Consider the following 25562-nt stretch of genomic DNA (forward strand, 5'->3'; position numbering starts at 1 on the left):
CACCAGCTCCCTCGCCCCGCCGCTCACCCCGGCGGTGCCCCCGCGCCCCCGCGCCGTCCGCGCCTCCGGCCTGCTCTGCTGGGCCGCGGCCCTCACCGCCGCCGCCGGCCTGGTCGCGATGCTGCTCGACCGTGCGGCCCTCGACGCGCGGCTGACAGCGACCGCGACCGCCGGGGACCCGGCCGCGTCGGCGGCGGAGGTCTCCGACGCGGTGGCGGCGACGATCGCCATGGTGGTCGGCGCGGTCGCGCTGGTGACCGCGCTCGTGGCGGCCGGCACCGCGCTCGCGCTGCGGCGCCGCGCGTGGGCGCGCTGGGTGCTCCTGGCGCTGCTGCTACCGACCCTGCTGGTCCTGGACCTGGCGCAGAGCACCGCGGCCGGCGACGCCGACCTCGACCGGCTCGCGCTCATCGGCGCCGCCGGGCTGTTCCTCCTCGTCCCGCTCCCGCTGTTCAGCCGCTCCGCGCGGGCCTGGTTCCGCCCCGGCTGAGGAGTCCTCGAGGGCGGCGAGCACGCCCTCGCAGGACCGGACGACGACGTCGGCGGCGTCGGCCGCCGCGCGGTCGCCGAGCGGGTCGGCCGCCACCTCCCGCCACCGCCGCAGCGCCTGCACCGCCACGGTCCGCAGCGCCCCGGCCGGCGTCCCCTCGGGCAGCCCCAGCCGGTCGGCCGGCGTGGTCCCCGCGGCGCCGAGCAGGCGCTCGGCCTCGGCCAACAGCGCCGCCGGGAGGGGGCCGCCGGGCGCCCGCGTCCGGGCCAGCAGGGCCAGTTCGGCGACGTCGTCGGAGGCCAGCCGGATCCGCTCGGCCTCCGCCCGCACGGCGTCGGCGCCGTCGACCGGGTGCGCCTCGAGCAGCTCCTCCACCAGCCGCAGCGCCGCCGCGGCCCGCACCGGCCCGCCGCGGTCGGTGAAGTGCACCGCGAGCAGCCGCTGCAGCTCGGTCAGGCCGCTGCGGCGCAGCAGCTCCCCGGCCAGCGCGTCGGCGTCGCCGATCCCGGCCCGCACCAGCGCGACCGACAGCCGGATGCCGAACAGGCCCAGCCGGTCGAGCAGCCCGGCCCGGACCTCGGCCGACAGCGGGACGGCGGACTCGGGCCGGCAGAAGCGGTCGGCGGTGAGCAGCATCGCGGTCACCGCGGCGGGGTCGGCCCCGGCGAGCGCGCGCAGGGCCACCAGGTCGCCGTGCCGCAGCGTACGGCCGGCCAGGGCCAGCTGCCCCGCCACCGGCACCACCGCTGAGCTGACCGCCCGCAGCTGCGGGTCCGCCGACATCCGGCGGGCCACCGCCGCGGCCGCCTGCAGCGCGTCGATCCGCCCGGCGCCGACCTCGTCGGCCCGGGAGAGCACGGTGATCGTCGTCGTCAGGGTGCCGGTGGCGCCGGTGGCGGCCTGGAAGGCGCTCAGGACGGCGAGGTCGTCGGGCTGCGGCTGGCGGGTCAGGTGGACGACGGCGTCGGCGCCGGCGAGGCCGGCCTCGGTGCCGAGGAAGGCGTGCGTGCGGTCGCTGGTGCCCACCGACAGCGAGCCGGTGCCCGGGGTGTCGACGAGGGTGGCGCCGAGCAGGTCCGGCGAGGGCCAGTCGACGACCAGCGCGGTGACGTCCTCCGGCGGCGTGCCGGCCAGGTCGAGCCGGAGGCCGCCGCCGGCCCGGCGCACCGGCAGGTCGCGGGTGACGCCGTCGGTGCCGTGCAGGACGACGCGGGGCACCGCGCCGTGCCGGTACTCGGTCACCACCCGGGTGCACTCCCCGGCGTCGGTCGGTGCCACCCGGGCGCCCACGAGCGCGTTGAGCAGCGTGGACTTGCCCGCCTTCACCCGGCCGACCAGCGCCACGCGCAGCGGCTCGTCCAGCCGCCGGCGCGCCGCGGCCAGCCGCGCGGCCGCCTCCGGCACGTCCGCCCAGCGGACGAGGGCGTCGTCCAGGAGGGCCCGGACGCCGTCGGGGACGGGACCGGTCACGGGGTGGGCACCGGGGCGCGGTCCAGGCGGGCGACGTCGGCGGTGAGCCGGTCGAGGCGGTCGAGGCGGGCCCGCAGCACGCGGATGCGGGCCTCGTGGTCGGCGGTGGCCTCCTTCGCCGAGCGCTGGGCCGCCTTGACCGCGTCGGCGAGGGTGCGGGCGGTCTCGTCGGTGGTGTCGGTGACCAGGTCGCGCAGCGTGCGCTGGACCGCCCGCAACCGGTCCTTGAGGTGCTTGCCCACCTGGAACACCACCTCGTCGAGGTGCCGGCGCACCACCGTGCGGGCCTCCGACTCGCGCCGCTGCCGCCGCTGCTTGGCGTCGTCGTTGTAGGCCTTGCGGCCCAGCACGACGCCGGCGGCCAGTGAGAACGGGTTGATGATCGCCAGCCCTGCCAGGCTCGTGACCAGGCCGGTCATCAGCACGCCGGTGTAGGACCCGCGCAGGCCGATCAGCGTCCGCTCGCGCAGCGTCAGCGAGCCGTCGTCCATGCCGGGGAGGTCGACGAGGGTGTCGAGCGCGTCCCCGGCGGCGCCGACCTCCAGCGCCGGGACCGAGCCGCCGCCGTCGCGGGTGACCTGCTCGACCACCTGCTCGGCCAGCCAGCGGGACCGCTGCTCGGCCCAGACGTAGCTGTCGGCCACCGCGGCGGCGATGCGCTGGTCGAGCCACGCGGTGATCTCCGGCCAGGCCGGCCCCGGGTCGCGGGCGGCGATGACCTCCTCGGCCTCGCGGACGACGACCCGCGAGCGGTCCCGCAGGTCGTGGTCGATGTCGGCCATGAGGTCGGTGACGCCGTCGCTGAGCACCTGCTGCCACCGCGAGGAGCGGCGGCGCTGCTCGTCGACGGCGGTGCGGGCCTCGTCCAGCTCGGCGAGCAGCGCCTCGCGCGAGGCCGGGTCCTCCAGGCTGCGCAGCTCCGAGCGCAGCGCCAGGGACAGGTGGCCGGTGACGGCGGTGAGGTCGTGCACGAGGGAGCGGCGGGCCAGCGACGCGGCGCGGCCGGCCACCTCGTCCTGCAGGTGGGCGACCAGCGGGCCCAGGCCGGACTCCTCGTGCAGCTCGCGGTCGCGGGCCTGCACGGCGAGCAGCGCCAGCGTCGAGGAGACGGCGAACAGCGGCGCGTCCAGCCCGCGGGCGGCCAGGTGGCCGCGGTCGAGGTCGGCGATGCGCCGCCAGTCGGGACAGGCGTCGGTCTTGGTCAGGACGCAGACGACCGTCGGGCACAGCGCGGTGGCCTGCTCGAGCAGCGCCATCTCCGGCGCGGTGAACTCCTGGCTGGCGTCGGAGACGAAGACGACGGCGTCGGCGGTGGGCAGCAGGTCCAGCGTGCTCAGCGCGTGCGCGACGCCGAGGCCGCCGACGCCGGCGGTGTCGACCAGCTCCAGCCCGCCCGCGAGCAGCCGCCGCGGCAGCTCCACCTCCGCCTGGACGATCCGCTCGGCGCCGGGCCCGGTGACGCGGGCGGCGACCGTCTCCACCGGCACGGGCACCCGCTCGGTGGCGACCTCGGCACCCGGCTCCCCGGACGTCGGGCCCACCGCCCGCACGAGCGTGGCCCGCGGCGCGTCCCCGTTGCGCACGACCGTGGGCACGAGGGTGGCGACGTCGTCGGCGACCGGGCAGACCGGCACCCCGGTCAGGGCGTTGACCAGGGAGCTCTTGCCCTGCTTGGGCTCCCCCAGGACCAGGACCCGCACGCCCGGGGCGGCGTGCCGGCCGCGCGCCTGGGTGAGCCGGCGGTGCAGGTCGGGGCGCTCGCACTCGTCGGCGAGCGCCAGCGCCCGGTCGGCGAGCTGTTCCGGTGTGACCACGGCCACCTCCTCTCCGGGCCCGGTCTACCACCCGGGGCCCGGTCGCGGACAGGGAGCAGCCCGGCCCCGGGGCACTGGGCACCGGGGCCGGGCGCGGGTGGGAGGGATCAGTAGGCGGCGTGGTCGGGCTCGACGATGACCACCGGCGAGTCGTCGACCAGGTCGTCGTCGGACAGGTCGTTGTGGTTCAGGGAGTCGTCGATCCCGTCGTCGTCGGACAGGTCGTTGTTGTTCCCGGAGTCGTCCACGTCGACCAGGTCGTCGTCGGACAGGTCGTTGTTGTTGAGGGAGTCGTCGATCCCGTCGTTGTCCTGGGACAGGTCGTTGTCGTTGAGGGAGTCGTCGATCCCGTCGTTGTCCTGGGACAGGTCGTTGTCGTTCAGGGAGTCGTTGACCGAGTGGTCGTTGCCGACGTTGTCCAGGTCGACCGACGTGTTGCCGTCGTCCCCGTCGTTCGAGTCGCCGACCTGGCCGCCGTTGTTGGCGGTGGTGTTCGTGCCGCCCTCGTTCTCGCTGCCGACCTGGTCACCACCCACGACGCTGCCGTCGCCGGTCTCGACGCCCGCGGAGCCCTCGATGATCGGGCTGTCGTCCCCGAGGGTGACGTCGTTGCCGTTGAAGGACCCGTTGACGGAGTTGTCCACGTGCACCGAGTTGTCGGACTCGTCGGTCGTGGAGTTGTCCGAGTTGTCCGTCGTGTTGCCGTGGCCGACGGAGTTGCCGTCGCCGGAGACCTCGTAGCTGTTGCCCGAGTCGGTGACGGTGACGTCGTCGTCGCTGTTGTCGATCTCGACGCCCTTGACGTCGCCGCCGGCCGCGACGCCGTCGTCGGAGACGATGTTGTCGTCGCCGAAGATGGCCTGCGCGTCGCCGCTGACCCAGATGCTGTGCGACGCGTCGATCTCCACGTCGACGTCGGTGTAGGTCACCGAGATGTTCTGCAGGTGGGTCATGACCACCGTCTCGCTGCCGCCGGCCGGGGCGGGGGCGTGGCCGCCACCATGACCGCCACCATGACCGCCGCCGTGACCGCCACCGTGACCGCCGCCGTGGTCGTCGTCGGTGTCGCAGCCCGGACCGTCGTGGTCGGGGGCCGGCGCGGGGCCGTGGTCGTCGTCGTCGTCGCAGTGGGCGGGCGCGGGGGCGGGGCGTGGCCGGGCGCCTCGTCGTCGTCGCAGTCGCCGTGCCGGCCGTGACCGCCGCCGTGGCCGCCGCCGTGGTCGTCGTCCTTGCCACCGCCGTGGTGGCCACCGCCCCCGTGGCCGCCGCCGTACCCACCGCCACCGTGGCCGCCGTGCTCGCCGCCGTGCCCACCGCCGTGGCCACCGCCCCAGCTGACCGGCGCGTACCCGGCCACCATCGGCATGAGGTCGTCGACCTCGGCCGGCGTGGCGTCCACACCCGCGGCGGCCAGCGCGCCGGCCGGGTCGGCCGCGTAGGCCTCGGCGGCCTCGGGGTCGCGGAACAGGTCGAGGATGAAGTCGAGCAGCGAACTCGCGAGGTTCGTCATGGCTGGTCCTCCGTGTCGGGAAGCCGTCCGCCGTCGGCCGGCTGGCGAGGGCAGTCCAACCGCCCCCTCCACGACCGGGCATCGGGTGTCCGCCCCCTGCCGCGGTACCGCGTTGGGGGGTGTCCGCTGACTCCCCGTTAGGGGGCCCCGGGGTGTCGCCCCCCACTTGCCGCCGGGGAGGAAGTGACAGGGGGGAGGAACGGGACAGCCGTTACGTGTTCGACATACGGTCCGGCCACGTACCGGCTCAGGGAGTGGGCCGGCGACGGTGCGACGGGGGGTACCTGTGCGCGACGGCGAGTACGGGCTGGGCATCGACATCGGCGACGGGACGGTCGCCGCTGCGGTCTGCCGCGGGGGGACCGGGGAGGCCCGGCCGCTCCCCCTGGGGGACGCCGGCCCGGGTCCCGCCGCGCTCGCGCTCACCGACGACGGCGTCCGGCTGGGCGCGCCCGCCGACGGGGGGTCGGTCCGCGTCCTGGCGCGGGTCGGCGCCGCGACGCCGCTGTACCTGGGGCGCCGTCCCGTCCCCGCCGCCGCGGTGCTGGCCGGGGTGGTGCGGCAGGTGCGGGCCGCGGCGCAGGCGCAGGAGGGCCGGCCGGACGCCTGGACGGTCGTGACCGTGCCGCCGTCCTGGTCCGGTCACCGCCGGGGCGCCCTGGCCACCGCGCTGCAGGAGGCCGGCACGCCGCGGTTCACCCTCGTCTCGGCCGCCGTCGCCGCCGTCGCCGCGCACACCACCGCCGGGGAGCTCCCGGACCGGCCGACCGTCGCCGTGTACGACCTGGGCGCGGCCACCCTCGACGTCGCCGTCGTCGGCCCTGACCCCGCCGACACCGACGCCGCGCTGCCGGTGCACCTGGCGACCCCGCCCGCGCCCCTCCCCTGGGGTGGCCGGGACGTCGACGACCTGCTCGTCGGCCACGTCCGGGGGTGCCTGACCGGCGCCCTGGACGGGCCGGCCGCCACCGCGCTGCGGCGCTCCTGCGTGGGGGCCAAGGAGGTCCTCGCGGTCGAGACCGCTGCCCGGGTGACGGCCGGGGCCGAGACGGTGCGGATCACCCGCGAGGAGCTCGACGAGCTGGTCACCGGACCCGTCGAGGAGTCGGCCGCCCGGCTCGGCGCCGCCGTCGAGGCGGCCGGCCTGGACGCCGGTGACCTGGACGCGGTGGTCCTCACCGGCGGCGGGTCCCGCATGCCGCTGGTCGCCGAGGTGCTCTCCGGAGAGCTCGGCCGGCCGCTGGTCCTCGGCGCCGACCCGGCGCTCACGGTCGCCCTGGGCGCGGCCGGTCTCGCCGCCGAGGCACTCGCCGCCGAGGCACTCGCCGCCGAGGCACTCGCCGCCGAGGCACTGGCCGCCGGGGACCCCGCCCCGGACACGATCGCCACGGCGGCACCCCCCGTCGAGGCACCGGCTCCCGTGCTCCTCGCCGTCGACGACGCGGCGCCCCGCGCCGACCGGCGCGGGGCGCCCACCGCCCCGCCGCGGGGACCTGCCGGCGCCCGGCGCCCCGCGGGGAGCCCGGCCGAACCGGCCCGGCCCCGCCGCACCGAGCGCACCGTGGTCGTCGGTGTCCTGCTGGCGCTGCTGCTCGTGCTGCCGCCGGCCCTGGCCGGCGTGCTCGGCGCCGGGGACACCTCGGCGCCCGACCAGGGGAGCGGCCCCGTCGCCCAGGCGGAGGCCGCGGAGGACGCCGGCACCCTCCCCAGCGGGGCGTCCCCCGCGGCCGCCGGCGCGGTGCTCGGGGACGGCAGCGGGACACCGGCTCCCCGGCCGCGCTCCGCCGCCGGCGGGACGGCGGGCGACGACCCGGCCGCGGCACCGGGCGCTCCCGGTGCGGTCCCGGCCGCGGCGACGGGGTCCGCGCCCGGCTCCGCCACGGGCAGCGCGGCCGGCGCGACGACCGGCAGCCCGGCCGGCAGCGCGGCCGGCACCACGACCGGGGCGGCGACGGGTGCGGCGAGCCCGACGGCCGCCGGTGGCACGGCCTCCGCCGCGGCCGCCTCCTCGCCGGACACCGCGACGGCGCAGGGCGCACAGCCGCCGGCGACGGGCACGACCGCCCCGGGGACGACGGCGCCCGTCACCGGGACCGGCACTCCTCCGGGGACCACCGCCGGCACCACGACGCCGACCACGACGGCCCCGCCCCCGGACACCACCCCGCCGGCGGAGACCCCGACCCGCCGGAGGAGCCGGCGCCGCCCACCGGGACGACGCCGCCGGAGCCGGACCCCGAGCCGGTCCCCGACCCCCCGCCGGCCGACGAGACCCCCGCCGGCGACACCACCGCCGGGGACGCCGGGACGACCGACCCAGGGACGACCGACACGGGGACGACCGGCGCCGCCACCCCGGAGGCCCCGTGAGCACCGGCGTGCACTCCGCCGCCGCGGCCGCCCGTGTCCCCGGCCCGCGTCCGCCCGGCCCGGCTCCGGTCGGCGGCACCGGGCCGGCCGAGGCCGTCCTCCGGGCCGCCGGGGCACGCGCCGTCGTCGTCACCGGGCCGGCCGGGAGCGGCAAGACCCACCTGCTGGACGACCTGGCCGCGGTCCACCGGCGCGCCGGCCTGACGGTCGTCGACGGGCGCACGACCGACCCGGACGCCGTGACCGGCGGGTTCGTCCTCGTCGTGGACGACGCCCACCGGATGTCCGGGGAGGTCGCCGACCGCGTGCGGCGCGCCCTCGCGCAGCCGGCCGGCCGCGTCGTCGTCGCCTCACGGCCCTGGCCCCGCCCCGCCGAGCTGACCGCGCTCCTGGCCGACGTCGCCGAGGCGGCTCCCGGACACCGGCAGTCCGTGGTCCTCGGGCACGCCGACCGCGCCGCGGTCGACGGCTGGACGCGCGCCCGCCTGGGCCCAGCCGCGACGCCCGCGCTCAGCGACGCCGTCCTCGCCCGGACCGGCGGGGTGCCCGCCCTGGTGCACTGCCTGCTGCGCTCGCTGGCCCGGCGCGGGGGACGGCCGGGGGCGGTGGACCCGAGCCGGACCCCCGAGGAGGTCTCGGCGCTGCTGCACGCCGACCTCGACGCGCTCGACGAGCGGACCCGCGCGCTGCTGCACGCCGTCGCGGCCGGTGCGCCGCTGGACGACGACGTCCTCGGCGGGCTGCTGGACGTGCCGGAGGCCCGGGTGGCCGAGCTCATCGCCGCGGGCCGGGCCACCGGCTGGCTCCTCCCCGACGGACGGGTGGTGCCGCTGGCGCAGGAGGTGCTGCTGGCCGCCACCCCCGCCGACGTCACCCGGCGCACCCGGCGGGCGCTGCTCGGCCTGCTGGTCGAGCGCGGCGAGGAGCCGGTCGGGCTGGCGCTGGGCCTGGCCGCGGAGCGGGTGCGCGACCCGCGGGCCGCGGCCCTGCTCGAGCGGCACGCCGACGCCGCGCTCACCGCCGACCCCGCCCTGGCCGGGCAGCTGCTGGGGGCGGCCGCGGACAGCGGGGCCCCGGTCGCCGGGCTGGCCGCGCGCCGCGCGCAGGCCGCCGCCCTGACCGGAGACCTCGACGGTGCGGTGCGGTGGGCCGACGCCGCCCTCGCCGACCCCGGGGCCGCGGACCGCCCGCGCGCCGCCGGCGTGGTCGCGGCGGTGCTGGCGCGACGCGGGCTGATGGGTCGCGCCGCGGAGCTCTACCGGCTGGCCGGCGCCGAGCACGCGGGGTCGGCCGCCCTGGCGCTGCTGGCCACCGGGGACCGGGAGGCGGCGGCCCGGGTGGTCGCCGAGGCGCGGAGCGGAGCCGCCGCGGTGCCGACGATGGTGTCGGTCAGCGAGCAGCTGATGGCCGAGGGCATCACCGACTCGCTGCGCTCGGGCACGGACGCCGGGGACGCCGTGGCGGCGGCGCTGTCCACGCTGACCCGCGCCGCGGCGCTGCTGGAGCCGGTGGGCCGGACCGCGCTGCTGGTGGACACCCCGTCGGCGCTGGCCGCCCTCGTGGCGCTGCACTGCGGCGAGCTCACCGTGGCCGAGTCCGTGCTGCAGCGGGCGGTCGACACCGACCTCGGCGGGCGCCCGGCCCGGCCCCGGCACCGGCTGCTGCTGGCCTGGATCGCCATGCTGGCCGGCCGGATGGGCCGGGCCCGCGAGCTCATGGCCGAGGCCCAGGACGACGGCCCCCTCGAGCCGCGCGACGAGGTCTTCCTGCAGGCCCTCGAGGTCGGCCTCGCCCGCCGCAGCAGCGACGTCCCGGGGCTGGTGCGGGCGTGGGTGCGGGCCCGCGAGGCCGTCGTCCGCCATCCGGTGGACCTGTTCACGCTGCTGCCGCTCGGGGAGCTGGTGGTGGCCGCGGCGCGGCTGCGCGACGGCGACCGGCTGCGCTGCCACGTCGCGGAGGCGCAGGCGCTGCTGCACCGGCTCGGCGACCCGGAGCTGTGGGCGGCGCCGCTGCACTGGAGCGGGGCGCAGGCGGCGATCATCACCGACGACCCGGCCGGTCTGCGGCCGCACGCCGCGGCGCTGGTGGCCGCGGCCCGGACCAGCCCGCACGCCGCGACGCTGGCCGAGGCCGGGCGGACCTGGCTGCACGTCCTGACCGACGAGATCGACCCGGCCGTGGTGGTCGCCGCGGCGGAGGCGCTCGGGACGGCGGGGCTGGGGTGGGACGGCTCCCGGCTGGCGGGCCAGGCCGCGGCGCGGGTCACCGACCCGCGGGTGCGCTCGACGCTGCTGGCCTGCGCGCGGGCGCTGGTCGACCCCGCGGAGGGCGAGACGACGGGCCAGGCGACGGCTCAGGCGACGGGCCAGACGACGGGCCAGGCGACGGGCCAGGCGACGGCCCAGGCCGGGGAGGACTCGGCGCCGGCGGCGCCGGTGCTGTCGGGCACGCTCAGCGACCGGGAGCGGCAGGTGGCCCGGCTGGTGGTGGAGGGACGGACCTACCGGGAGATCGGCGGCCGGCTCTACATCTCGGCGAAGACGGTGGAGCACCACGTCTCGCGGATGCGCCAGCGCCTGGGCGCCGGCACGCGCTCGGACCTGCTGGCGCGGCTGCGCGCGGAGCTCGCCGAGGGCGCCTAGGACCTCGTCAGCGCGAGCCGCCGGCGAGGACGACGCAGGGGACGCAGACGTCGCGGGCCGAGGTCGGCCACTCCTCGCCGAGGGTGACGCGGGCCAGGGTGCCGCAGAGGGTGAGCTCGCAGGCGCCGTCGACCTCGGCGGCCGGCCGGTGCAGCTCGACGGCGTGCCACAGGGCGGCGGTCGGGCCGTGGGCGCGGCTCCGGGCGGCGGCGTACGTGGTGGCGGCGAACGCGGTGGGGGCGGCAGCGCCGGTGGGGGCGGGAGCGCCGGTGGGGGCCATGGCTGGGAGGTCGGCAGGCGCCCGGCGCCGCGTCAGCCGGGCGGCGCACCGCTCACCCGTCCGGGTGAGGCGGCGGACGGGCGGAGGCGGCGGCAGGATGCGGTCATGGAGCTGACGAAGCACGGGCACGCCTGCGTCGTGATCAGCGACGGGGACCGGCGGCTGGTCATCGACCCGGGCGCCTTCACCGATCCCGCGGCCCTCGACGGGGCGTCGGCGGTCCTGGTCACGCACGAGCACGTCGACCACGTCGTGCCCGACCGGCTGCGCGCGGCGATGGACGCCGACCCGGCGCTCGAGGTGTGGACGAACCGGTCCGTCGCCGAGCAGCTCGGGGGTGCGGACGGGCGGGTGCACGCGGTGGGCGACGGCGACGCGCTGACCGTCGCCGGCTTCGACGTCCAGGTGCACGGCGAGTGGCACGCGGTGGTCCACCCGGAGCTGCCGCGGGTGCACAACGTCGGCTTCCTGGTGGGTGGCCTGGTGTTCCACCCCGGGGACGCGTTCACGGTGCCGGGGACCCCGGTGCCCACGCTGCTGCTGCCGCTGCACGCGCCGTGGTGCAAGGCGTCGGAGGTGATCGACTACGTGCGGGCGGTCGACGCCGACCAGGCCTGGGCCCTGCACGACGGGCTGCTCAACGACACCGGACTGGGGCTGATGAGCGGGTTGCTCGGCGAGCGCGGCCCGGGGACGCCCACCCCCTACGGCCGCCTGGCCCCGGGGGAGTCGGTCGAGCTCTGATCCGTCGGGACCAACGGCCGGCCGACTCCCCCGCGGGCGTCAGCGGACGGCGCGGTGGTTGCGGCCGGCGATGCTCTCGGCGACGCCGATGAGCAGGACGGCGGCGACCACGGCGAGGACGAAGCCCAGGACGTTGAGCTCCCAGATGTCGCCGGTGCCGAAGAACTGGGCGATGAGCCCGCCGATGAGCGAGCCGACCAGTCCGAGGGCCAGGGTGGCGAGGATGCCGAGGCGCTGCCTGCCCGGGACGATCAGCCGGGCGAGGGCACCGATGACGAGGCCGGCAACGAGGAAACCGATCACTTCGAGTCCTCCACGAGGGGGATGGGGCACTCGGCCGGTCGCCGGGCGCTGCTGCCGGCTCCCCTACCCGTCCCCGCCCTGCCGACGCCTCCACCCCCCGGACGAGGGACGGAGATCACCCTGCGGCGACCTGCTCGACGTGCGCCGGGAGCTTGTCCAGCTCGCCGTCGACCGTGCGCTGGACCAGCTGCTGCATCGCCCGGCGGGCCAGCCGGTCGGCCAGCCGCGGCCGCCGCGGCGCGTGGGTGAGCGTGATGGTGACGCGGGTGGCGCCGTCGCCCGCGTCGGCGAGCTCGATCCGCGTCGTCCACGTCTCGGGGGTCAGCTCCAGCCTCGTGGCGACCAGCCGCTCGGGCTCCCACTCGACGATCTCGCCGCGGGGGGCGCCGTCCCGCGGGCTCTCGTCGCCGGCCAGCCGGCCGGGGACGCAGACGAACCGGGCGCCGGTGCCGGACCGCTCCCCCTCGACGACGTAGGAGACGTCGCACACCGCGCAGTAGGGCTCCAGCACGGCCAGCGCCCGCCACACCCGGCTGCGCGGGGCGGCCACCTCCCGGGTCCCGCTGGCCGTCGTCACTCCTCGACCGTAACCGCCGCGGGCGACCCGGCCGGACCGGGTGCGAGATCGGCCAGGACGCCCCGGGCGACGGCGTAGCGCTCCTCCCCCACCCGGCGCGCCCAGTCCCGCTCGACGGCGTCGAGCCGCCCGCGCACCGCCTCGTCGGCCTCCCGGCCCCGGTCGGTGAGCCGGACCAGCCGGGCCCGCCCGTCGGAGGCGTCGGGCAGCACCTCGACGTAACCGCCGTCCTCCAGCGGGGCCAGAGCCTGGGCCAGCGCCTGCTTGGTGAGGCCGCTGTGCGCGGCCAGGCGGCTGAGCCGCTCCCCGTCGGGCGGCAGCATCACGAGCAGCCGGTAGTGCCGCATCCGCAGGCCCGGGAACCGCGCGTCGCTCAGGGCGTACAGGTCGTCGCGGATCCAGGTCATGGCCTGCTCGAGCAGGGCGGTGACCGGTACCGGCCGGTCTCCGTTGACGGGATCGGACACGCTGCTCCACGCTCCCCAGGTAGACAAGCGGCTTGACCATCCTCCCACGGAGTCCGCGATGCCGACCTCGCCCCGGCGGGCGCCGTCCCGTCCCCTCCGCCCCTCCCGGCGGCCCCGGTGACCCCGCTCCCGGGCGGGACCCCCGCCGAGGAGCTGCTGCCCGCCCTCCGCCGCTGGACCGGCCGGCCCGGGCTGACCGTCGACGACGTCACCGCCACGCCGATCCGCCACCGCGTCTCCGCGCCCACCACCCGGGCGCTGACCCGCGTGACGGTCCGCGCCCGGGACGCCGACGGGCCGGTGACGCTGTCCCTGGTGACCAAGGAGCTGCAGCGGGCGATCGAGGGCCTCCCGCCGGAGATCCCGCCGCCGCTCCGGGCCTACATCGACTCGCAGATCCCCTGGCGCACCGAGGCCGACGTCTACACGTCGGGCACGGCGGCATCCCTGCCGCCGGGCCTGCGGATGCCGGCTCTCGTCCACGCCCAGGAGGGTCCGGGCGAGCGGGTCACGCTGTGGCTGGAGGACGTCGGGACCACCGACCGGCCGTGGACCGCCGACGACGTCCGCCGTGCGGCCACCGCCCTGGGCCGCGCGGCGGTCCGGCGCCGGGACGAGCCGCGGATCGTGGTGCCCTGCGACTCGTTCCTCGGCAACTACGTGGCCAACCGGCTGGGCCGCTACGCGCTGCCGCTGCTGGCCGCGGACGACACGTGGACGCACCCGGCGATGCGCCTGCCCGAGGTGGCCGCCCTGCGCGCCGACCTGGCGGCGCTGGCCGGCCGCGTGCCCGAACTGGTCGACGAGCTCGGCTGCGTGCCCGAGCTGCCCGCGCACGGGGACGCCACCCCGGCCAACCTGCTGCGCCCCCCGGCCGAGCCGGGCACGTTCGTGGCACTCGACTGGGGCACCGCGACCCCGGCGCCGGCCGGGTTCGACGTCGTCCCGCTCGTCTTCGGCCGGGCGGAGGCCGGGACCGCGCCGCCCGACGAGGTGCCCGGGCTGCTCGAGGTCGCCGTCGCCGCCTGCGCGGAGGGGCTGGCCGCCGAGGGGCTCGCGGTGCCCGCCGACCGGCTGTACCGGGCCGCGGTCGCCGCGGCGCTCGTCCGGTACCCGTGCACCAGCCTGCCCCTGGACCACCTGGGCGCGCCGGTCACCGACGAGCTGCTCGCCCACGCCGCCGAGCGGGCCGGCTTCGTGCGGATGGTGCTCGACCTGCAGCGCCGGCCGGCACCGCTCAGCGGCCGGTGACCGAGACCTCGAACTCGACCTGGCTGACGTCGGGCCGCAGGCGGGAGAAGCTGTGCACCAGCGGGTGCCCGCCGCTGTCGCGCACGGTGGTGCGGACGACGAGCAGCGGGGACCCGGCGGCGATCCGCAGCAGGTCGGCCTCGTCCGGGCCGGCGGTGCCGACGTCGACGACGATGCGGGCGTGCGCGAGGTCGGCGCCGTACTCGCGCCGGAGGAAGTCGTACAGCGAACCCTCGCTGAAGTCCTCCTCGGCGGCCCGCGGGTAGAGCTCGGCGGGCAGGAAGCTGTGCGCGACGTGGTTGGGCGCGCCGTCGACGCTGCGCAGCCGCTCGAGCTCGACGACGTCCTCGGCGACGTCGAGGGCGAGCTCGGTGGCGACCGTCGCGGGCGCGGGGACCACCCGCTGCTGGAGCACCGTGGTGCCCACCTGCGCGCCCTGCTCGGCCATCACCGAGCTCCAGCCGGCGATGCGGTGGACGAAGCTCTCGCGGTACTCGTGCCGGATCGCCGGCCGCGTGACGTAGGTGCCCCGGCCCTGCTCGCGCACGAGGTGGCCGTCGGCGACCAGGCCGTCGACGGCGCGCCGCAGGGTGATCCGGCTGACGCCGTACTCGGCGCACAGCGTGGGCTCCGGGGGCAGCAGTGCCCCCTCGGGCATCGCGGCGACCCGGCGCCGCAGGTGCTCGCGGACCGAGAGGTACTTCGGTCCCGCCGTCGCTGCCGTCACGGCCGCCAGCCTAGGTGGAGGCAGACGTCTGCGGACGTCATGTCGTATGAGACGTCTCTCGCGTTCACCCTCCCGGTGCCCGGAGTTCCACCACGGTGACCTCGGGCCGGGCGCCGATCCGCATCGGCGGGCCCCAGTAGCCGGCACCGGAGGTGACGTAGAGCTGCGTGTCGCCGTGGCGCGACAGCCCCTCGACGGCGGGCTGGTCGAGCCGGATGGCGTAGTCGAAGGGCCACAGCTGCCCGCCGTGCGTGTGCCCGGACAGCTGCAGGTCCACCCCGGCGGCCCGCGCCTGCTCGACCTGCACCGGCTGGTGGGCCATGAGCACCACCGGGACGCCGTCGTCGCGGCCGTCGAGGGCGGCGTCGACGCTCGCCCCGTGGCCGGGCACGCCCGAGGACGCCGCGGTGCGGTCGTCGATCCCGGCCAGGTCGACCGACGCGCCGCCGCGGGTGATCGCGACCCGCTCGTTGCGCAGCACGTCGACGCCGAGGGTGGACAGGTGCCGCAGCCACGCGGTGGTGTCGACGAAGTACTCGTGGTTGCCGGTGACGAAGTAGACGCCCTGCCCGCTGACCAGGTCCGCCAGCGGGGCGACCTCCTCCCGCAGCTCGTCGACCTCGCCGTCGACCAGGTCCCCGACGATCGCGACGACGTCGGGGCGCTGGGCGTTCACCGTCTCGACCAGCCGCTCGAAGCGCCGCCCGCCGTAGGTGGCCGAGAGGTGGCCGTCGGAGAAGGTGACGATCCGCAGCCCGTCGAGCGCCGGGTCCAGCCGGGGCAGCGTGATCGGCACCCGCCGCACGACGGGCGCGGAGTTGGCCAGGTAGACGCCGGTGCCGGCGGTGCCCAGCGCGACCGCGCCGGCGGTGACGGCCAGCGATCGGGCGAGGAACAGCCGCCGCGACGGGTCGGGAGGAGCGGGCAGGGGATCCGCGGCCGGCCCGGTCGCGGCCGGTCCGGCCGCCGCGGGCTGGGCGGGGACCCGGGCGCGGGTCGACCGGCGCAGCAGCAGCCGTACCGGCTCGAGGACGAGCAGTGCCAGGAAGGCGTAGAAGGCGATGCCGAGCCAGGTGAAGCCGACCCAGGCCAGCGGCTCCTGGGCCGACAGGGACACGTTGCGGCGCAGCAGCACCGCCGCGGCGGGCAGCAGGCCCAGGACGACGGTGAGCCAGGTGAGCAGCCGCCGCGTCCGTCCCGGCCGGGTGGTGCCGCGGACCAGGCGCCACCAGAGGTAGCCGTGCAGCACCAGGAGGGCGAGCAGGACGACCGTCCCGAACCCCAGCAGAGCGATCAGGGACAGGACGGGCCTCGTTCCGGTTCGGGAGGACAGGGAGTGGGGGCGGTGGACGCCCCCGGCCAGGGGAGACGACCGGCCGGGCCCGGACGTTCCCGCCCCGGCTCGGGGTCGCGCGTCAGGCCCGGACGGCCTTCACCGCGGCCCGCAGCGTCGGCTCCGTCGCCCAGAACCGCTGGTCGGCGTGCTCGGCGCGCAGCTCCTCCAGCGCGTGCAGCCGGCCGTAGGTGAAGGTGTCCTCGCCGGCCCCCACGGCGGCCGCGGCCAGCCGCAGGCACCACTGCCGGGCGACGACGGTGTCCTGCGCCTCGCCGAGCACGTCCTGCACCTCCTTCATGCAGGCCACGAGCGCCTCGGCCGGCGCACCGAGCAGCGGCGCGGCGACCTCGGCGGTGTAGCGGACCCGCTTGGCCGCCTTCCGCACCTCGTGCAGCGCGTGCTCGGACTCCTCCTCGTGGGCGCCCGGGTCGTCGGCCTCGCGGGCCCGGGCCTCGTCGATGCGCGCCCGCAGCCGTTTGCCGGTGCGCTTGACGGCGTCGGCGAGGACGGTGCGCCCGGGCTCGCCGGCGGCCTCGGCCAGCGGCGGGTCGGCGAGCAGGGCGTCCAGCGTGTCGAGCAGCGCCAGGTGGCGCCGGTCCGACAGCGCCCGCACCGCCGCCCTGCGTCCCCGCTCGACGTCGGCGACCTCGGTCTGCTGCAGCCGCGCGGCGACCGGGCCGCGCACCAGGACGACCGGCTGGGCGGCCACGACGGCCTTCAGGTGCTCGAGCGCCACCTCCCCGTCGCGGGCGCCGGAGAGCTCGGCGCCGATCCACTGCAGCTCGTCGCGGACCGGGTCGGTGGCGGTGCGGTCGAGCACCGACCGGAAGGCGGCGAGGATGCTGCGCAGCCGGCGGCAGGCCACGCGCAGGTCGTGCACGCCCTCGGGGTCGCCGGTGCGGACGCCGATGTCGGCGGTCTGCAGCGCCTGGACCTGGGCGCGGAGGGCGCCGAGCACGACCTCGGCAGCCGTCGGCCCCCCGACGGCACGCTTCCTGCCCTTCTTCCCCTTCCTGCCGCTCTCCGGGGCCGGGGCGGCCGGGCGGGCGGGCGGGGCGGGGGTCAGCGCCGCGAGCCGGTCGGCGAGCACCCGGGCCAGCTTGGACGGGAGGTCGGAGGGCCGGATGCCGGCCGTGCCGAGGGCCGCGGTGACGCCGTCGAGCAGCGCCGTGTCGCCCTCGACGAGCTCCACCTCGATCTCGCGCCAGGTCATGACGGTCGCCGGGGTCTCGGGGTCGGGCGCCAGCGCCGTGCCGGTCACCGTGTCGACGGCGACCTCGGCGAGCACCGTGCCGCCGTCACCGAGAAGGTGCGTGACCTGCCGCGTCGTCTGCAGGACGGCCACCGGCGCCGGCCGGGCGCCGCGCAGCACGGCGGTCACCGGCTCGGTGACCGCGCGCGGCACCAGCGTGCGCCGGGTGCCCAGCGGGGCGTGCAGCTCCCGGCGGGAGCCCGCCACGGCGGTCGGCAGCTTGAGGTGCCAGCCGGCGTCGGTGCCGCCGGTGCGCCGGCGCAGGGTGATCCGGGCACGGGCCAGCCGCAGGTCCGGGGTGTCGAAGTAGGTGGCGTCGAGCTCGTGGGTCTCCGGGTCCCCTGCCGAGACCACGCCGTCGACCACCGTCAGGTCGGGCAGGACGACGTCCGGTCCCGCCTCGAACTTGCGCTCGACCTCGAGCTGTCCGCTGCCCACGTCGTCCTCCTCGTCGTGATCGTCAGGAACGACCGTAGGCGTGCGCGGGGTGTCGCGGCACTCCGGACAGGGCACTCCCCCGCGGAAGACGCCAGACCGTGGCGTCGACGGAGGAGGCGAGCAGCGTGTTGAGCGAGCGAGACCTGTCCGCGGCGATCGGGAGCACGGTCCAGGGGCCCGACGGCGAGAAGATCGGCACCGTCGAGAGCTTCTTCGTCGACGACCGCACCGGCGCTCCCACCTGGGTCGCCGTGAGCACCGGGCTGTTCGGCACCAAGCACTCCATCGTCCCCGCCACGCAGGCCACCTTCGACGACGGCGTCCTCGTCGTGCCGGTGCACAGGGACGCCGTGAAGAACGCGCCGATCACCGGGGGGGACCACCTCGACCCCGAGGACGAGGCGGCGCTGCGGACGCACTACGGGCTGACCGGCGGCGCCGCGCAGACCGGCGCTCCCACGGGCGACGCCGCCCTGACCGGTGCCCCGGTGGGCGGCGCTCCCGTGGCCGGCGGCGCGGTGACCGGCACCTCCTCGGCCGGCGTCGGAGCGGGGACCGCGATGGCGGACACCGCGGTGGCCGACCTGGGCACCCGGCCGGTCCCCCAGCCGGCCGCGGGCGCGCGGACCACCACCGAGCAGGCCGCGCCACCGCCCGCGGTCGAGCACACCGCCGGGCACACCCCGCAGCACGCCGCGACCGACGGTGCCATGACCCGCAGCGAGGAGCAGCTGCGGGTCGGCACCGAGCAGGTCGCCGCCACGCGCGTGCGGCTGGTCAAGTACGTGGTCACCGAGGAGGTGCAGGTGACCGTGCCGATCCGCCGGGAGGAGATCCGCGTCGAGCACGTGCCGATCGACGCCCCGGACCTCCCCGGTGAGTCGCTGGCCCCCGCGGACGGTCAGCAGTACGCGGGGACGGCACAACCGGGGACGGCACAGGGCGGGACGGCCCAGGGCGGGACGGCACAGGGCGGCGCGCCGTCGTCGGGCCCGGGCGGGCTGCCGGCCGAGGTCGTGCTGCACGCCGAGCGCCCCGTGGTGTCGGTCGAGGTCGTGCCGGTGGAGCGGGTCCGGCTGGCCACCGAGGTCGTGCAGGGCCAGGAGCGGATCACCGAGCAGGTGCAGCGGGAGCAGATCGTCGTCGACCAGACCCGGTCCCCGCAGACCCGTTAGCCGCGCCGGTCGGCCAGGAAGGCGAACCGCTCGCGGGTGGCGGTGACCTCGGCGGCGTCGACGTCGGCGAGCACGAGCGTCTCGCCACCCGCCGCGGCGGCCAGCACCTCGCCCATCGGGTCGACCACCCGGCTGTCGCCGGCGTGGTGCAGGCCGTCGCCGCCGGTGCCCACGCGGTTGCAGGCCACCACGTAGGCCTGGTTCTCGATGGCGCGTGCCCGCAGCAGCGTCGTCCAGTGGTGCCGGCGCGCCGAGGGCCAGTTCGCCGTCACCACGTAGACGTCGGTGTCCTGCGCGGCCGCCCAGAACACGTCGGCGAAGCGCAGGTCGTAGCAGACGAACGGGGTGACCCGGAGCCCGCCGATGGTCACCGTCACCGGGCCCTCACCGGCGCGGAAGCGCTCGGCCTCGCCGCCGTGGGTGAACGGGTGCAGCTTGCGGTAGCGGTGCACCGTGCCGTCGGGGCCGGCGAGGACGAAGGCGTTGTAGGGCAGGTCCGCCCCGGGCGCGACCTCCGGGCAGGTGCCGGCCACCCACACGCCGTGCTCGGCGGCCTGCGCCCGCAGGAAGGACGCCGAGGGGCCGTCCTCGGGCTCGCCGATGCCGGGGGTCATGGAGAAGCCGGTGGAGAACGTCTCGCTGAGCAGCACGAACTCCGCGCCGGCGGCGGCCGCGCGGGCCATCTGGGGCGCCAGCCGGGCGTAGTTCGCCTCCCGGTCCTCCCAGACGATGTCGTGCTGCACCACGCCGAACCTCATCGCGCCCACCCCGTCCCGGACCTCATGCCGACATCCTGCCCAGCCGGCCGACCGCCTCGTCGAGCACCTCGTCGCGCTTGCAGAAGGCGAACCGCACCAGGTGCCGGCCCAGGTGCGCGTGGCCGGCCGTCCAGAAGACCCCGGCCGGCACCGCCACCACGCCCGCCCGCTCGGGCAGCGCGCGGCAGAAGGCGAGGCCGTCGCCGTCGGGCTGCACGCCGCGGACGTCGACCGTGGCGAAGTAGGTGGCCTCCGGGCTGATCGTCGGCAGGCCGGCCGCGCGCAGTCCCGCCACCAGGACGTCGCGGCGCCGCTGCAGGTCGCGGGCGATCCCCGTGAAGTACGCGTCCGGCAGGGCCAGGCCCGCGGCGACCGCCGGCTGGAACGGCCCGGCGTTGACGTAGGTGAGGAACTGCTTGGCGGTGCGGACGGCGGCCACCAGCGGCGCGGGCCCGCAGGTCCAGCCGACCTTCCAGCCGGTGGTGCTGAACGTCTTGCCGCCGCTGCCGACCACCAGCGTCCGGTCGCGCAGCCCGGGCAGCGTGGCCGGCGGGACGTGGGTGGCACCGTCGAACACCAGGTGCTCGTAGACCTCGTCGGTGACCAGCAGCAGGCCGGTCGCGAGGACCACCTCGGCGACCAGGTCGAGCTCGTCGCGGCTGAAGACCTTCCCGGTCGGGTTGTGCGGGGTGTTGAGCAGCAGGAGCTTCGCCCGCGGGGTGACGGCGGCGCGCAGGTCGGCGGGGTCGAAAGTCCAGACCGCGCCCTCGGTGTCGGCCGGTGGCGGGGTGAGCGGCACCGGGCGGAGCACGCCGCCGGCCATCGCCACGGCCGCGGCGTAGCTGTCGTAGACCGGCTCGAAGACGACGACCTCGTCACCGGGCTCGACCAGCGCCAGCATCGCGGCGCTGAGGGCCTCGGTGGCGCCGGCGGTGACCAGCACCTCGGTGTCCGGGTCGTAGGTCAGGCCGCGGAAGCGCTCGACGTGGGCCGCGATCGCCGTCCGCAGCTCCGGTGTGCCCGGGCCGGGCGGGTACTGGTCGGCCATCGTGCCGATGGCGGCGCGGGCGACGTCGAGGACCTCCGCCGGACCGGGGGTGTCGGGGAAGCCCTGGCCGAGGTTGATCGACCCGGTGGCCACCGCCAGCGCGCTCATCTCGGCGAAGACCGTCGTCCCGAAGCCCTGCAGCCGGCCGGCCAGGTACGGCGCCCGGCTCACGCGACGACCTCGAAGCGCACCGACCGGCGGGCGACGTCGGCCTCGGTGAGCCGGACCCGCACGCGGGAGCCGGGCTCCAGCGCGGCGCCGACGCAGCGGGCGCGGATCGCCGGCTCGGCGAGGACGACGGTGCCGCGGTCACCGTCGGCGTCGACCACGACGGCGTCGAACAGCGCGCCCTCACGGCCGGCGAGCAGCCACGCCTCGGTGGCGTCGACGGCGGCCCGCTCCACCGACCGGGTGCGCCGGTCGGAGGCGGTCATGAGACCGGGCAGCTCCGGCAGGGCGGCGCGCACCGCGGGGTCGGGCTCGCGGCCGGCGGCCAGCGCGAGGCAGACCTCGGTGGCGAACCGGTCGACCAGCCGGCGCAGCGGCGCGGTGACGTGCGCGTACGTCGAGCCGACCCCGGCGTGGCCGGTCTGCTCCGGCGGGGCGCCGTCGAACGGGGTGTAGGCGGCGCCGCGCAGCAGCGCGGCGGCCTCCTCGAGGAACGCCGCGTGGCGGGGGTCGGCGACGTCGAGGCCGGCGAGGACCCGTCCCGCCCCGGTCCCGGCCGGCCAGTCGACCCCGAGCGCCGGCGCCAGCCGGCGCAGGCGCGCGACGTCCTCCGGCCGGGCCGGCGGCAGTGTGCGGAGCACGCCGACGCCGCCGTCGAGCATGAGCCGCGCCGCGACCCGGCCGGTCAGCAGCGAGACCTGCGCGTTCCACCCCTCGACGGGGAGGTCGGCGCGGGCCACCAGCGTCCAGCCGCCGTCGGGGCCGCGCACCACCTGCTGCTCGGGGGTGCCGAGCTCGATGGCGCCGCGGTCGGCCGCCCCCTGCTCGAGCAGCCGGCCGACCTCCGGCAGGAGGGCGATCGCGTCGGGCAGGGTGCCGGCGTCGGCCTGCGCCTGGACGTCGGGATAGGCGAGCCGGGCGCGGCTGCGGACGCGGGCGCGGCGCAGGTCGACCGCGCGCACCCCGCCGTCGGCGTCGAGCCGGACGGTCCACAGCGCCGCGGCGCGGACCTCACCCGGCAGCAGGCTGGCCGCGCCCTCGCTCAGGACCGGCGGGTGCAGCGGCGTGCGCCGGTCGGGGCTGTAGAGGGTCTGGCCGCGGCGGCGGGCCTCGGCGTCGAGTGCGCCGCCGAGGGCGACCACCGCGCCGACGTCGGCGATCGCGTAGCTGACGACGTAGCCGCCGCCGTCCCGGGCGAGGTGCACGGCCTGGTCGAGGTCACGACTGCCGGGCGGGTCGACGGTGACCAGCGGCAGGTCGGTGGCGTCGAGGTCGGGCAACGGCAGCGCCGCCGCCACCCGCTCGGCCTCGGCGAGCACCTCGGGCGGGAAGTCCCCGGGGACGTCGAACTCCGCCCGGATGGCCGCGAAGTCCGGCCCGGCGGGCGCGGCCTCGGGCCAGCGCGGCACCGCGAGGGGGACGCGGTCCTCGTTCCACGTGGAACCCGCGGCGGCCGTCACGCGACGCGCACGTCGTCGGCACCGGGGATCGAGACGACGTCGCCCCGGCGCACCTGCCGGCCGCGACGGTCCTCGGGCTCCCCGTTGACCCGGACGTCGCCGGTGACCAGCACGTCCTTCACCTGGGCGCCGGTCGGGACGGCGTCGACGAGCTTGAGCAGCTGCCCGAGGCGGATGGAGTCCTCGCCGGGACGCAGTTCCACGGTGCGCACGACTGCGATGGTGCCCTCAGAGCCGCGCGAGCGCGTCGCCGACCGCCACCCGGCCGGGCACGGGCACCAGCGCACCGACGGCCAGCTCGCCGCCGCGCTGCCGGTGGACGGTCTTGAGGACGCCGGTGTCGCGGCCGATGCCGCCGGGCTGCGGGCGGGTCACCATCACGCAGCGGCTGACCGGCTTGACGACGTCGAGCACCGCCGTCCCCAGCCGCACGGCCGACCCGACCAGGTCGTCCTCGCCCTCGCCGTCGAGCAGCACGTTGGCCCGGAACCGCCGCCGGTCCCAGGTCCCCAGCGTGCCGGTGGAGACCAGCGAGACGCGGATGCGCGAGCTGTCGTGGAAGGCGCCGCGGGCGCCCTCGAAGGCGTCCCAGTCGTACTCGGCGTCGTCCCCGACCACCGCCGGGTTCTCGTACTGCCGCGGCCCGCGCTCGGCGTCCGCCGACCGCAGCGTCACCGGCCGGCCGAGCCAGTCCGACAGCACGTCGTCGTCGGCGGTGACCGTGCCGTCGGGGAGGACCACCTCGGCCCGGCCGTCGGCGCGCAGCCGGCCGGAGGCGAAGAGCAGGTCCGGGTGGCGGCGGGCGGTGAGGCCGAAGCCGGTCGACCGGTCGAACAGCGCCCACCGGCGGTCGCCCGCCAGACCCTCCGGCCCGACGTCGGCGGCGCCGACCCGCTCGCCCTGCAGCGACTTGACGGGGTAGCGCCACAGCTCCTGGACCCGCACGTCAGGCAGCCGCCGTCCACGAGAGCGTCCACGTGCCCGCCCAGCTCTCGCCGGGGTCGAGGACGACGAGGTCGACGCCGTCGGCCAGCGCGTTGGGCGGGCAGGTCATCGGCTCGACGGCGAGACTGCGGCGCCGCTGCCCCTCGGGGAGCGTGTCGCCGCTGTAGACCTGCAGCCACGGCCAGGCCCGGTCGACGGCGAGCTCGAGCGTGCCGGCGGCGCCGCGCAGCCGGACGCGTGCCCACCCGTCGTCGTCGCGGTCGAGGTCGGTGACGGCGTCGTCGAGCGCGCGCTCGCCGATCCGGCCGACGGCGCCGTCGAAGGGCCGGCGGGTGCCGGTGGGCAGGCCGCCGTCGAGGTCGAGGGCGGTGGGCGCCGGGACGGTGAGCTCGGCGTCGCCGATCCCGCCGTCGTCCGTGGCGCCGACGGAGAGGTAGGGGTGCATGCCGACGCCGAACGGAGCGGGCCGGTCGCCGGCGTTGCGGACCCGGACGGTGACGGTGAGCCGGTCGTTCCCGAGCGCGTGGTCGACCGCCGCGGCGAGGCGGAAGGGATAGCCCGGCCGGGCCTCGACGACGGTGCCGACGGTGACGGCGTCGGAGTGACGGGCGAGCACCGACCACGACTGCCAGGTGACCAGGCCGTGCGCGGCGGGCTTGCCGGGCGCGGCGACGTCGAGCTGCAGCTGCTTCCCCTCCCAGGTCCACTGCCCGTCGCGGAGCCGGTTGGGCCAGGGCAGCAGGACGCCGCCGCGCCGGCCGGCGGGCACCGCGCCGGCCGGATAGCCGTCGAGGACGTCCCACCCGCCGACGGTCAGGGCGCGCAGCCCGCCCCCGCGCAGGTCGACGGCGAGGCGGGCGTCGCCGCTCACGAGCTCCACCTCCGCCGGCTCGGTGGTCGGCCAGGCGGTCATGGGCGGGACGCTCATACCCGGCAGCCCACCACACCGACCGCCCGGTCCACGACCTGGACCGCGCCCCCCGCCGGACCTCGCCGGCCACATCAGGGGACCGCTGGCGTCGAGCGCCGCGGGAATCCTGTGGACAGGCTTCTGACCTGCGGATACCGGTCGCGGTGCGGGTCCTGCGGTCGTAGACTTCGTACGTGTGTTCGGGTGATCTGGGAAGCGGGGACGTCCTCGACGACGTCGCCGCACTCGTCGCCGAGCGCAACCGGATCGACGCCACCCTGGCCCGCCGGGTGCGCGCGGTGGAGTTGTCCCAGGCGCCCGAGCGCGACGGGCTGACGTCGATGGCCTCCTGGCTGCGCGGGCACTGCCGGCTGTCGGCCGCCGAGGCCGCACGGCTGGTGCGCAACGGGCGGGCGCTGGCGCACCTGCCCGCCCTCGCCGAGGCGCACGACGCCGGCCTGGTGTCCGCCGAGCAGGTCGCTGCCGCCGCCCGCGCGGTCACACCGGCGCGGCTGGCCGCAGCCGCGGAGCAGGGGGTGGAGCTGGCGGTGATCGACGCGGTGGTCACCGGGGTCGCGGTCGAGCAGCCCCACGGCGACCTGGTGCAGGTGGTGCAGCGCTACTGCGACGACCTCGACCCCGACGGCCCCGAACCCGACCCCACCGAGGGCCGCTCGCTGACGCTGGCCAGGCACGCCGACGGCAGCCTGTCGATCCGCGGCGAACTCGACGCCGTCGGCGGCGAGCGGCTGCAGGCGGCACTGGAGGCCCACGTGCAAGCCGACCGGCCCGCCGGGGACGAGCGCACCCGCGCCCAGCGGCAGGGCGACGCCCTGGTGCAGCTGTGCGACAACGTCCTCGCCGCCGGCGGCCTGCCCACCCTGCGCGGGCACAGGCCGCAGGTCGCCGTGGTGGTGAAGCTGGAGGACCTGGCCGACCCGGCCACCGGGCGGGGCGCCGCCGAGATGGGCTCCGGTGCGGTCATCTCCGCCGCCCGCGCCCGCTGGCTGGCCTGCGACGGCGCCGTCTCCCGCGTGGTGTTCGGCCCCGACGGCGCGCCGCTCGACCTCGGCCACGCACACCGCCTCGCCGACCGCCACCTGCGCCGCGCGGCCGAGCTGCGCGACGGGGGCTGCGTGTTCGCCGGCTGCGGAGCGCCCACGCACTGGTGCGACGTCCACCACCTCGTGCACTGGATCGACGGCGGCGAGACCTCACTGGAGAACTCAGCACTGTTGTGCGAACGGCACCACACCAAGGTCCACCACGGCTTCCGCGTCGAACGACGACCCGACGGCCGATGGCACACCTGGCGACCCGACGGCACCGAGATCACCCCACCCGCGGCGCTCGTCGCCGCGTGACCCACGACGCCTGCACGGCCGCCCCGCTGGACTCCAGCGGACGGCCGTGCAGGCGTGCCCGCG

At 77.6% G+C, this 25562-nt stretch carries 22 protein-coding genes and 1 pseudogene; 6 read left to right on the forward strand and 17 right to left on the reverse strand.

Features of this window, described 5'->3' with window-relative positions:
• Positions 1-334 precede the first annotated feature (334 nt).
• The 4 genes from JD79_RS06250 to JD79_RS22485 form a co-directional block, all read right to left on the reverse strand.
• Positions 335-1960: a dynamin family protein gene (locus JD79_RS06250; protein ID WP_110004820.1), complete on the reverse strand. Its 1626-nt coding sequence runs from the start codon at positions 1958-1960 to the stop codon at positions 335-337.
• On the reverse strand, positions 1957-3774 hold the full coding sequence (locus JD79_RS06255; protein ID WP_110007481.1) for a dynamin family protein: 1818 nt from the start codon (positions 3772-3774) through the stop codon (positions 1957-1959). Before JD79_RS06255 ends, JD79_RS06250 begins: the two co-directional genes overlap by 4 nt.
• Positions 3775-3881: 107 nt before the next feature.
• The gene (locus JD79_RS06260; protein ID WP_146220400.1) at positions 3882-4727 is read right to left on the reverse strand and encodes a hypothetical protein; all 846 of its coding nucleotides are present in this window, start codon (positions 4725-4727) and stop codon (positions 3882-3884) included.
• Entirely contained in the window at positions 4724-5284 is a 561-nt protein-coding gene (locus JD79_RS22485; protein ID WP_170149135.1) for an IniB N-terminal domain-containing protein, read from the reverse strand. Before JD79_RS22485 ends, JD79_RS06260 begins: the two co-directional genes overlap by 4 nt.
• Before the next feature lie 541 nt (positions 5285-5825).
• Between JD79_RS22485 and JD79_RS24475 the strand changes: the two are divergent.
• Positions 5826-6569 (forward strand): annotated as a pseudogene (locus JD79_RS24475) (Hsp70 family protein); the annotation flags it as partial.
• 1081 nt (positions 6570-7650) lie between these two features.
• Positions 7651-10296, forward strand: a complete 2646-nt coding sequence (locus JD79_RS06270) for a LuxR C-terminal-related transcriptional regulator (RefSeq protein ID WP_245900320.1) — start codon at positions 7651-7653, stop codon at positions 10294-10296.
• Positions 10297-10303: 7 nt separating this feature from the next.
• Here JD79_RS06270 and JD79_RS06275 read toward each other — a convergent pair whose 3' ends face one another.
• Entirely contained in the window at positions 10304-10576 is a 273-nt protein-coding gene (locus tag JD79_RS06275; protein ID WP_110004822.1) for a hypothetical protein, read from the reverse strand.
• Between the two features lie 105 nt (positions 10577-10681).
• Between JD79_RS06275 and JD79_RS06280 the strand changes: the two genes are divergently transcribed.
• The gene (locus JD79_RS06280; protein WP_110004823.1) at positions 10682-11320 is read left to right on the forward strand and encodes an MBL fold metallo-hydrolase; all 639 of its coding nucleotides are present in this window, start codon (positions 10682-10684) and stop codon (positions 11318-11320) included.
• Positions 11321-11359: 39 nt separating this feature from the next.
• Here the strand turns inward: JD79_RS06280 and JD79_RS06285 are convergent, their stop codons facing one another.
• From JD79_RS06285 to JD79_RS23540, 3 genes are all read right to left on the reverse strand, one after another.
• Entirely contained in the window at positions 11360-11623 is a 264-nt protein-coding gene (locus JD79_RS06285) for a GlsB/YeaQ/YmgE family stress response membrane protein (protein WP_110004824.1), read from the reverse strand.
• A gap of 115 nt (positions 11624-11738) precedes the next feature.
• Positions 11739-12200: an SRPBCC family protein gene (locus JD79_RS23535; protein ID WP_245899807.1), complete on the reverse strand. Its 462-nt coding sequence runs from the start codon at positions 12198-12200 to the stop codon at positions 11739-11741.
• Positions 12197-12667, reverse strand: coding sequence for a MarR family winged helix-turn-helix transcriptional regulator (locus tag JD79_RS23540; RefSeq protein ID WP_245899809.1), 471 nt, complete (start codon positions 12665-12667; stop codon positions 12197-12199). Before JD79_RS23540 ends, JD79_RS23535 begins: the two co-directional genes overlap by 4 nt.
• A gap of 117 nt (positions 12668-12784) precedes the next feature.
• Between JD79_RS23540 and JD79_RS06295 the strand changes: the two genes are divergently transcribed.
• Positions 12785-13918 (forward strand): phosphotransferase, encoded by a 1134-nt coding sequence (locus JD79_RS06295; RefSeq protein ID WP_110004825.1) that lies wholly within the window; start codon positions 12785-12787, stop codon positions 13916-13918.
• On the opposite strand, the gene JD79_RS06300 is transcribed toward JD79_RS06295, so the two are convergent.
• From JD79_RS06300 to JD79_RS06310, 3 genes are all read right to left on the reverse strand, one after another.
• Positions 13905-14645, reverse strand: a complete 741-nt coding sequence (locus JD79_RS06300; protein WP_110004826.1) for a GntR family transcriptional regulator — start codon at positions 14643-14645, stop codon at positions 13905-13907. The two genes, JD79_RS06295 and JD79_RS06300, sit on opposite strands and share 14 nt — an antisense overlap.
• A 64-nt stretch (positions 14646-14709) precedes the next feature.
• Positions 14710-15894 (reverse strand): metallophosphoesterase, encoded by a 1185-nt coding sequence (locus JD79_RS06305; protein ID WP_110004827.1) that lies wholly within the window; start codon positions 15892-15894, stop codon positions 14710-14712.
• A 166-nt stretch (positions 15895-16060) separates the two neighbouring features.
• Positions 16061-17671 (reverse strand): CYTH and CHAD domain-containing protein, encoded by a 1611-nt coding sequence (locus JD79_RS06310; RefSeq protein WP_110004828.1) that lies wholly within the window; start codon positions 17669-17671, stop codon positions 16061-16063.
• A 125-nt stretch (positions 17672-17796) separates the two neighbouring features.
• Between JD79_RS06310 and JD79_RS06315 the strand changes: the two genes are divergently transcribed.
• A complete protein-coding gene (locus JD79_RS06315) occupies positions 17797-18846 on the forward strand; it encodes a DUF2382 domain-containing protein (RefSeq protein WP_110007484.1) in 1050 nt (349 codons plus the stop codon).
• Here JD79_RS06315 and JD79_RS06320 read toward each other — a convergent pair.
• The 6 genes from JD79_RS06320 to JD79_RS06345 are packed head-to-tail and all read right to left on the reverse strand — an operon-like array spanning position 18843 to position 24138.
• Entirely contained in the window at positions 18843-19604 is a 762-nt protein-coding gene (locus JD79_RS06320; RefSeq protein ID WP_110007485.1) for a nitrilase-related carbon-nitrogen hydrolase, read from the reverse strand. The genes JD79_RS06315 and JD79_RS06320 overlap by 4 nt on opposite strands.
• Positions 19605-19626: 22 nt before the next feature.
• Positions 19627-20823 (reverse strand): pyridoxal phosphate-dependent aminotransferase, encoded by a 1197-nt coding sequence (locus JD79_RS06325; protein ID WP_110004829.1) that lies wholly within the window; start codon positions 20821-20823, stop codon positions 19627-19629.
• Positions 20820-22280 carry an RNB domain-containing ribonuclease gene (locus JD79_RS06330; protein ID WP_245899812.1) on the reverse strand — a complete coding sequence of 487 codons (1461 nt, stop codon included), beginning with the start codon at positions 22278-22280 and terminating at the stop codon, positions 20820-20822. The genes JD79_RS06325 and JD79_RS06330 overlap by 4 nt, the downstream gene beginning before the upstream one ends.
• A complete protein-coding gene (locus tag JD79_RS06335; RefSeq protein WP_185938146.1) occupies positions 22277-22492 on the reverse strand; it encodes an RNA-binding S4 domain-containing protein in 216 nt (71 codons plus the stop codon). Before JD79_RS06335 ends, JD79_RS06330 begins: the two co-directional genes overlap by 4 nt.
• A gap of 16 nt (positions 22493-22508) precedes the next feature.
• Complete coding sequence (locus JD79_RS06340; protein ID WP_110004830.1) at positions 22509-23225, reverse strand: MOSC domain-containing protein; 717 nt, start codon at positions 23223-23225, stop codon at positions 22509-22511.
• Position 23226: 1 nt separating this feature from the next.
• Complete coding sequence (locus tag JD79_RS06345; protein WP_245899814.1) at positions 23227-24138, reverse strand: aldose 1-epimerase family protein; 912 nt, start codon at positions 24136-24138, stop codon at positions 23227-23229.
• A gap of 191 nt (positions 24139-24329) precedes the next feature.
• Between JD79_RS06345 and JD79_RS06350 the strand changes: the two genes are divergently transcribed.
• A complete protein-coding gene (locus tag JD79_RS06350) occupies positions 24330-25499 on the forward strand; it encodes an HNH endonuclease signature motif containing protein (RefSeq protein WP_110004832.1) in 1170 nt (389 codons plus the stop codon).
• Positions 25500-25562 lie beyond the last annotated feature (63 nt).

The sequence above is a fragment of the Geodermatophilus normandii genome (genome assembly GCF_003182485.1).
In the GTDB taxonomy this organism is placed as follows: Bacteria; Actinomycetota; Actinomycetes; order Mycobacteriales; family Geodermatophilaceae; genus Geodermatophilus; species Geodermatophilus normandii.